The following is a 9,090-nucleotide window of genomic DNA, read 5'->3' on the forward strand; positions in this document are numbered from 1 at the left end:
TCGGAAGAGGGTTGGGGTGAGGGATGAGAACTGTCCGGAGAGGTCACGCCCCTCACCCCAGCCCTCTCCCCATGGGAGAGGGAGCCGCGCGCGCCACCGGGTCTCGCTCGTCCGCCATCCCTACTTCGCCGCCCCGATCTCGACGGAGCCGAACGCGGTGCGGCCGAAGCGTTCGGGGCGGTACATGTCCTCGATCGTCGCGGCCGGGTGGACGTAGGTGCCCGGCGAGACCGCGCGCACGGTGTAGGCGGCGGTGAAGAAGGCCGATTGCTCGGGGGTGCGGTCGTAGGCGGCCACGAAGCGGTCGTCTCGGAACTCGGTGTGGACCGGCTGCACGTCGGACTTCGCGAAGGCCAGGCCGCTGAGCCCGTCGGCGTCGAGGAGCTTCGGGTTGTCGATCTCGAGGCCTGCGGGCAGGCGGTCGACCAGCAGCAGGCGGCCGGCGCTGGCCTTGGCCTCCGTCACCTTCAACACCACCACGAGGCGGTCGTTCTGGCGGATGCCGCGGGCGGGGTCGACGACGCTTCCGTCGAGGCGGTGGTAGCTCCGCTCGATCGTGTAGCCCCGCGCGTCGGCCGGCTCCGGCGTCACCGGGTTGCCGGAGACACCGAGCGCCACCTGCACCGGCGCCCGGCCGGTGTTGACGATCGCCACCGGGCGCTCCAGCGCCGCCGCCTTGTAGCTGCGCGCCAGGGGGCCGGACTGGGGCGCGCCGTCGACGGTGAAGGACAGCGCGTCGGACTCCTTTGTCAGCCCTTGCGCCGCCAGCACCATCCAGGTGTTCTCCTGCGTGCTGGTGACCCGCCCCGAGGCGCGCTCTTCGGTGAGGACCGCGGAGACCGGGGTCAGCGCGGCCTGCGAGAAGCCGGTCTCGGCGGCGAGCGCCAGCAGGCCGGCGCCGTCGCGCAGGCGCGAGCCGTAGTCGGCGCGGTAGCTCTGCTTGTCCCGCTCGGAGCGCAGCGCCGTCAGCGCCGAGTCCATCGCCTTGGCCGCACGGCCGCGGTCGCCCAGCAGCGCCAGGGCCGCCGCGATCTGCGCCCGCCCGAGGGGGGTGGCGAAGTCGGCGAGCTTGGTGTCGGCGAGGTAGCGCAGGTCCCCCATCACCGGGCGGCCGTTCCGGGCGAGCACGTAGGCGGCGTAGGCGAGGTCGGTGCCGCCGTCGCGCACCTCGGTGGTGTTGGCGACCGCGTTGCGCAGGCGGTCGAGGGCTTGGCCGAACGCGACCTGCGGGACGGCGAACCCGCGCTCGCGGGCCCGCGTCAGGAAGTCGGTGATGTAGGCCGAGAGCCAGAGGTCGTTCGAGCCTTGCGCCGACCACAGCCCGAAATCGCCACTCGCATCCTGGCGCGACAGCACCCGCTCGATCGCCTCGCGGATCCGGGCGTCGACGGTGTCGTCGAGGGCGAGCCGGTCGCGGGCGGCGAGCGCGTTGACGTAGAGCAGCGGCATCGCCCGGCTCACCACCTGCTCGGAGCAGCCGTAAGGGTAGCGGTCGAGCGCCAGCAGCAGCGCCGGCACGTCGATGCCGGGCAGCGCCGAGGCCCCCACCGAGACCGTGCCGGTGCCGGGCAGGATGTCGGCGAGGAGGTCGCCGGAGACCTGCAGGCCGGCGCCGGGCGCGAGCGTGCGCACCTCGCGCCGCACCAGCGCACCGGTGCCGGGCGAGACCGCGAGCGTGAAGCGCTGGCCGACGCCCGCCGCGAGGCCGGGGCCGGACAGCGTCAGGTCGAGGGTCGCGGTGCCGGGGCCGGCCGCGGTGATCGGCACGACGAGCTGCCCCTTGGCGCCCGCCTCCAGCCGCATCGTCGAGCGCACCGCCTGCGCGCCGACCAGCACCGGGCCGGCGAGGTCGAGGTCGAGGGTGTAGTCGCCGGCCTGCCCCTCGACGTTGTCCAGCGCCACGAAGGCGCGCGAGCGGTCGCCGGCGTTGAGGAAGCGCGGCAGCGTGCCGGTGACCACCACGGGGTCGCGCACGATCACGTCGGCCGAGGCCTGGCCGACGCGGGCACCGCTCCAGGCGGTGACCATCACCCGCGCGGTGCCGTTGAAGGCGGGCACCGGGAAGGTGACGCTGGCGCTGCCGTCCGGGGCCACGCTCACCACGCCGGAATAGAGCGCGAGCGGGGCCTGGGTCGGGGGCGAATCCGCGAGCTCCGCGCCGGCTCCGTCGCCGCCGGAGCGGATCGCGCCGACCGTGCCCTGCATCCCGTCGATCAGGTACCCGTAGACGTCGCGGATCTCGGGGCCGAGCGCCTTCTGGCCGAGGAAGTAGGCGACGGGGTTCGGCGCCTCGTAGCGGGTAAGGTTGAGGATGCCGACGTCGACCATCGCCACGGTGACGCGCGCTGCCTCGCCGGACTTGAGGCCCGCGAGGCGGATCGGCAGGGTCAGGTCCTGGCGCGGCCGGGCCTTCGCCGGGGTCTCGACCGAGACCGTGAGCGCGCGCTCGGCCCGGTCGACGGAGAACCACGCCAGCCCGAGCGCCCGGCCCGGCAGGCGCTTGGCCGCCTGGTCGAGGGGCCGGTAGGCGGTGGCGACGAGGTAGGCGCCGGCGCCCCACTCGGCCTTGACCGGGATCGACACCGTGGCGCCCGCCTCCGGCACGTCCACGTCGCGCACCACCTGGACCCGGTCGCCGACCACCGTCACGGTGGCCCGGCCCTTGAAGTGCGGGTTCAGCCGCGCCTGCAGGGTGTCGCCGGCCTTGTAGGCCGCCTTGTCGAGGGTGAGGTCGAGGAGGTCGGGCACGTCGGCCGTCTCCGAGCCGCCCCAGCCGACGCTGAAGGTGACGCTCGCCGCAGCCCCCGGCTTGCCCGGCGCGCTCGCCTCCAGCCGGTACTTGCCGAAGCCGAGGGCCTGCGCGACCTTGGCCGGCGCGTCGGCCTTCAGGTCGAGGGTGCCGTCGGCGACGCGGCGCACGGACTTCACCGGCTCGAACGACCAGCGGCCGTCGGCGCGGTACCATTGGTAGGTCTGCTCCAGGCGCGACAGCGTCCAGGTCACGCCGCCCTGCGCCAGCCGCGTGCCGTCGGGGGTCGCCATCACCACGTCGAAGCCCGCCGTGCCGTTCACCGGCAAATCGTCCGAAAACCCCTTGCGGATCGCCAGCACCGGCCCCTCGGGCAGGATCGGCAGGGTGAGGCTGCGCGACAGCGCCCGCCCGCCGGGCTCGCCCACGGCCAGGGTGATCTTGGCCTCCAGCGGGCGCGGGGCGGCGAGCGCCTGCACCGGGACGGTCACCACGGCCTCGCCCTTGGCGTCGGTGGTGGCGCGCGCCTCGATCTCCTGGGTCGAGGCCTCGATCGCCTCGTCGTCGAGGCCGACCTGGAAGCCTTCCAGGCCCTTGACGCCGCTCGCGGCCGCCGCCTGCACGGTGACGCTGCCCGAGACGTCGAGCCCCGAGCCCGGCGCGCCGTAGAGGTAGCGCGCGGTCACCGCGACCTTCGCGGCCTCGCCCTTGCGCAGGGCCGGCTGCTCGGGCTTCAGCGTCACCTCGAGCCGCTCGGGGACGTAGTCCTCGAGCAGGAACGAGGCCTCGCCGACGGCCGGCGCCTTCGGGTCGGTGAAGGCCGCGATCCGCCAGGTGCCGTGCATCGCGCCCGAGAGCAGCGGCAGCGGCAGGGCGCGCCCGCCCAGGCCCTGGTCGGCCACCGAGACGCGGCGGTACTCGACGCCGTCGGGGCGCTTGACCACCAGGGTCAGCGGCAGGCTCGGCACCGCCTTGCCTTGCCCGTCGCGGAGGATGGCGGTGATCTGCACGGTCTCGCCGGAGCGGTAGACCCCGCGCTCGGGGAAGACGTAGGCCTCGATCGCGCCGGCGTCGGCCCGGCCCTTCACGCCGCGGTCGGTGAGGTCGAAGGCCGCGAGGTTGAGGTCGAGGAAGCCGTAATCGTCGCCGACCTGCGCCACCACGAGGCTCGGCGCCGCGCCGCCCTCCCCGCGGGCGAGCCCCGGATCGAAGGCGGCATGCCCGCTCTCGTCGGTGCGGCGGGTGGCCAGCACCTCGTTGTTGCGGGCGACGAGGCGGATCTCGGCGTTCGGCACCACCGTGGCGGCGGCGAGCGAGCGCGCGAAGACGTGGACGCCGTCGCGGCCCTTGAAGGCGGTCAACCCGAGGTCGGAGACCACGAACCACTGCGTCGCCTTCGCTTCGTAGCCGTCCTCGCCCTCGGACGACGCGACGGCGCCGGAGGGCTGGGCCAGCATCACGTAGAGGCCGGGCTCGAGCTTGCCGACCGCCTGCAGCACCGGGAAGGCGGTGACCGCCTCCTGGTTCACCTCGGCCTTGGCGGTGTCGAGGGTGCCCTTCCAGACCTGGACGCCCTTCTCCGCGGCGATGGTGCGCGCGGTGGCGCCGTTGAGCTGGCCCAGGAACTCCTCCGATCGGAGCGACGGCAGCAGGCCGCGGTCGCCGATGCGCAGCACCTCGACGTCGAGCTTCGGGGCGTTGACCGAGACCAGCGGCACCCCCGCCTGGCCGGTGCGGGGCAGGACGTAGTTGCGGCCGGTGAAGCGCACCTGGGGGGCGCGGTCGCGGACGTAGACCTCGTAGTCGGCCGACTTCAGCAGCACCTCGCCGACCGAGGAGGGCAGGCCCTGGCGCACGACGAAGGCGTAGGAGCCGCCGTGCTTCAAGCCGTCGACGCAGACCTGCGCGCCCTCCGCCGTGACCGCGGCGTTGGTCGCGCCCGACACCGCGACGAAGGGGGCGAAGTCGGTCCTGGCCGCGACCGGCTCGGAGAAGGTGAAGCACACCCGAGGGGCGGCGGCGTCCGCGTCGACCTTGTAGTCGAGGATGCGGAAGCCGTGCTCGGCGCGCATCGTCTCGTAGGCCTCGCGCACCGCGGCCACGTCGTCGAGGGCCAGGCTCGCGGCGTAGGCTTCGAGCGCCGGGCGCCACTCCGCCCGGCCGCCCTGGATCTCGGCGAGCTGGGCCAGGGCCTGGGCCGCCTCGGGGGCGGTGCGCGCGCGCTGGTAGGCCTGATAGGCGGCGGCCGGCGCCCGGCCGCGCAGGCGCGCGCGGCCCTCGTAATCCTTGTTCTCGTCGTCCCCGGCGACCGCGTCGGCCGCCCGCGCGTAGCCGAGCCAGGCCTGGATGTCGGACGGGTCGCCGGCGGCCGCGGCGGAGAACAGTGGGAGCGCCTCGGCGGGCTTGTCGTCGGCGAGCAGCGCCTCGGCGGCGCGGCGCGACGCGGCGGGATTCTTCGTGACCCCGCCCGACTCGCCCTTCAGCGACGCCTCGAGCCGCACGGCCGCGCTCGCTAGCGCCTCGCGCACGAAGGGTCTGGCGAAGGCGGGCGCGGGCCGCGCCGCGGGAGTCGGAGCGGATGTCGAGGCGGGCCTGGCCGCGGGGCGCGCGCCGGGCGCAGGCGCCTGAGCCCAAGAGGGCGCCAAAGTGGGTGTCGCGACCAGGAGCCCGGCCAGAAGCCCGATCCGACGCCCGAACCCCGATCCCAGCATGGTCGTCCTCGTCCCGTCGCGCCGGGCGCCGCGAGCGGCGGCGCCGGCGATTCGCGCGGTGCGCGAATGCCGGCGGACCCTAGCACCCGGCCGGCCGGCCGCAATCAGCGCGGCGGCGCCGACGGGGTCTGCGCGTCGAAAATCGGGGTCTCGGCAGCCGCGTTGACGACGATCGCCGCATCCTCCGGCAGCAGGAAGCCCTGGGCCGCGGCCTCCCGGGCGGCGGCGCGCACGCGGTTCACGTAGTCGGCCTGGTTTCGGTAGCGCTCGGTCAGCGAAGGCGGCCCGCCCCCGCCGGCTGTCCGCGCGAACGGCCGGTAGGCGCCGACGAGCGAGCAGGTGAAGGTGGAGAGCGGTGCGTTCTGCAGGCCGTGGACGCCGAGCGGCACGGCGATGTCGGGCAGGCGCACGCCGCCGAGCGGGTTGCCGTCGGCGTCGCGTCGCGGCACCTGCACCACCGCATCCGGCAGGGCCTTGGGCGGCTGCAGCACGGCCGGGTCGCCGGTGGCCGGTTCCAGCGGCATCAGCCGGGTCTCGGGCGGAGGTTCGTTCCGCGCGACCCAGCCGTCCAGGCGCTGCAGGGTCGCGCGCGCCACCGGCGCCCAGTCGAGCCGGCCCGGCGGCAGGGTGCAGGGCTCGGCCTTGAGCACGGTGACGTGCGAGGCGCCGGCCACGTCGTACATCCGGACGTTGCCCGGCAGGGCGAGGTCCGCGGTGCCCGAGGCGCCGGTACGGCCCAGCGAGGCGCGCAGCGACGCATAGTCCACGGTGGAATTGAGCAGCATCGCCTTGGGCGGCACCTCTCCCCGCGCCTCGGCCGCGGCGACGATCGCGCCGACGGTCAGCCGCCCGTCGTGGACGCCGGGAAACTCCGGGTCGGCGAAGTTCGGCGCGCCGTCGGCGCTCGATCCGGGCCCTAGCCCCGAGCGCAGGATCGGCAGCAGCCCGGCGCCCGAGACGAAGACGTGCATCCCGTCGAAGACGCGCCGGCCCTCGGCCCGGTTGAAGCCGTGCAGCAGGAAGGTCTTGAGGAAGCGCCCGTCCTGCGACTTGCCGACGGCCAGCGTGCGGCTCACGCCGCCGGCGAGCGGGTTCGGCGTGCCGGCGGCGTCCCCGGCGGCGTGCGCGAGGAAGTCGGCCGCGTCCCGCACGATGGCGAAGCCGACCCCCTCGACGAAGCGTCGCCGTCCCTCCGCGTCGGTAAACGACGGCAGGTCGGCGCCCTGGCCGAGTTCCCAGTACACCTCGGCGACCCGGTAACCGCGATCCTCCAGGAAGCCCGTCCCGGCATCGAGGTTGCCCGACGCCATCGGGAGCGCCCGCGGGCTGTTGTAGAGCGCGTGGGCGTAGGCCTTGCCGCGGTTGGGCACGTCGACCAGCAGGGCGCCGTTGCCGGCGGCGGGGTCGACCGGCAGGAACAGGATGATCCGCGCGCCGTATTCGACCTTTCCGGCGGCGTTGCGCCCGGCCTTGTCGAGGTCGGGAATGCCCGCCTCGTCCAACGCCAGCTCGCCGACGACCCGCCCGTCCCAGCGCTCGTAGGCCCCGGCCGCGAAGCTGCCGTAGGGCTGCTTGCCCACGATCTCCAGCCGGACCACCTTGGCTTCGGCGGCGGTGCCGAGCGCGAGGACGAGGGCGGCGGCGCACAGGATGCGTTTCATGCAAGGACCCATTTTCCGGCGCAGCTTGGCGCAATCGCGCGGTGGCGGCTAGGCAGCCTCCGCGTCCGGCGATGCGGCGGAGCTTTTCGCGCAAGGGCTCGGGGAGCGATGCGAGCCACGCATCCTCCTGGCCGGGCTCGGGCAGCACCGTGCCGAATTCCAGGAGGCCGTGGGCGGGGATGCTCGGAGATGGCGACCCAGACGTCGTGGTCCGCGATGCCGAGGATCGCGCTCGTCTCGGCCATGATGCGCCTCACAGCGCCTTCCGATCCGGGGGCCGGCCCGCGGGGATGGCGACGCGGACCCAGACGTGATCGGGCGAGGCCGGCGCGCCGCCGATGAAGATCGACCCCGGGTCGACCGCCTGGATGACGACCTGGACGAGGCATCGCGGTGCCCCCGCCTCGACCGCATGGATGGCGACGATGCGAGCCCGCTCCTCGGCGGTCACCGCCCGCGCGGTCGAGCGCTGTCGAGACGGCGTAGGTCGGCATCCGGGGGCGTCCCGTCCAGGGCGGGGACGCCCGCCCCGGATGCGCGCGGGTCGCCTACAGGCTCGGGTGAAGCCCGCGCACCGGGCTGACTCCTTCCAGGAGCGCTGCGGCGTGCAGGATCGTCGCCTCCGCCTGCCAGCGGCCCACCACCTGCACGTTGATCGGCAGTCCCTCGCGGCTCGTTCCGAACCGCATCGACAGCCCCGGCAGGCCGGTCACGTTCAGCGGCACCGTCGCGCCCTGGAGGTAGGTCAGGTCGACCGTCTTCCCGTCGACGACGAGTTCCTTGATGCCGTGCTTGTGCGCCGGCACCGGCAGCACGGGCGTCAGCAGGATGTCGTGGTCGCGGAAGTAGGCGGCGTAGCCGTCGCGGAGCCGCTCCGCCGCCTGCTCGGCCGCGACGTACTCCGCCATCGTGGTGTCGGGCAGCGACAGCATGGTCTTGGCCATCGTGTACATCTGGTCTTCGTGCCCGGCGGTCGCCGCGCGGAAGGCCGGCTTCATCTCCATCACGTGGAGCTTGTTGAACACGTCGAGGGCGAAGTCGCGCTCCAGCGCCGGGATGCGCACGGCCTCCACCGTGTGACCGAGGCTCGCCAGCGCTTCGGCCGCCGCCCGCACGGTCGCCGCGACCTCGGAATCGACCGGCCCGAAGCCGGGCTCGACCAGCCAGCCCACCCGCAGCGGACGGTCCGGTGCGGGCGCCGCGCCGGCCTCGAACCGGCTGGCGTAGCCGTCCTCGCCGTCGGGGCCGGCAAGCAGCGAGAAGGCCAGCGCGAGGTCGCGGATCGAGCGCGCCATCGGGCCGACGTGCCAGAAGCGGCGCGGCGCCCGCGGCCAGATGCCGGTCATCGGCACGCGCCCGTGGGTGCCTTTGAGCGAGACGATCCCGGTCTGCGCGGCCGGGCCGCGGACCGAGATGGCGAGGTCGGTGCCCAGCCCCAGGGGCGACATGCCGGCCGCGATGGCCGCCGACTCGCCGCCGCTCGATCCGCCCGGCGTGCGCGTCAGGTCCCAGGGGTTGTTCGAGCGGCCCGAGAGCAGGTTGTCGCTCTCGATCCAGTAGGAGAATTCGGGGAGGTTGGTCTTGGCCAGCAGGATGCCGCCGGCCTGCTTCAGGCGCGCCACGCTGGTCGCGTCGGCCTCGGGCGTGCGGCCCTTGAAGATCGGCGAGCCGCGCTGGGTCATGATGCCCGCCGTGTCGATCGAATCCTTCACGGTGAACGGCACCCCATGAAGCGGTCCTAGCTCCCGCCCCGCCATCACCGCCGCCTCCGCGTCCTTGGCCGCGGCGAGCGCGCCCTCCGCGACGGTGACGATGGCGTTGATCTGGGGGTCGACCGCCGCGATCCGGTCGAGATGCGCCTGCACGACTTCGACCGGCGAGAGCTGCCGAGTGCGGATCAATTCGGCGAGCCGGGTCGCGTCCGAGAAGACGACGTCCTGTGTCGTGGAGGGGGTGGTGGGCTGGGTCA

Annotated in this window: 4 protein-coding genes; all 4 read right to left on the reverse strand. The window is 74.3% G+C overall.

What is annotated here, in order from left to right:
- Nucleotides 1-120: 120 nt before the first annotated feature.
- Nucleotides 121-5,460, reverse strand: coding sequence for an alpha-2-macroglobulin (locus FV226_RS20280; RefSeq protein WP_147764299.1), 5,340 nt, complete (start codon nucleotides 5,458-5,460; stop codon nucleotides 121-123).
- Between the two features lie 104 nt (nucleotides 5,461-5,564).
- The gene (locus FV226_RS20285) at nucleotides 5,565-7,121 is read right to left on the reverse strand and encodes an alpha/beta hydrolase domain-containing protein (protein WP_147764300.1); all 1,557 of its coding nucleotides are present in this window, start codon (nucleotides 7,119-7,121) and stop codon (nucleotides 5,565-5,567) included.
- Nucleotides 7,122-7,374: 253 nt separating this feature from the next.
- Nucleotides 7,375-7,572, reverse strand: a complete 198-nt coding sequence (locus FV226_RS20290) for a hypothetical protein (protein WP_147764301.1) — start codon at nucleotides 7,570-7,572, stop codon at nucleotides 7,375-7,377.
- Nucleotides 7,573-7,669: 97 nt separating this feature from the next.
- Nucleotides 7,670-9,090, reverse strand: a 1,421-nt coding sequence (locus tag FV226_RS20295; RefSeq protein ID WP_246691665.1) for an amidase, incomplete at its 5' end; no start/stop codon positions are given.

This window comes from Methylobacterium sp. WL12 (genome assembly GCF_008039475.1).
In the GTDB taxonomy this organism is placed as follows: Bacteria; Pseudomonadota; Alphaproteobacteria; order Rhizobiales; family Beijerinckiaceae; genus Methylobacterium; species Methylobacterium cerastii.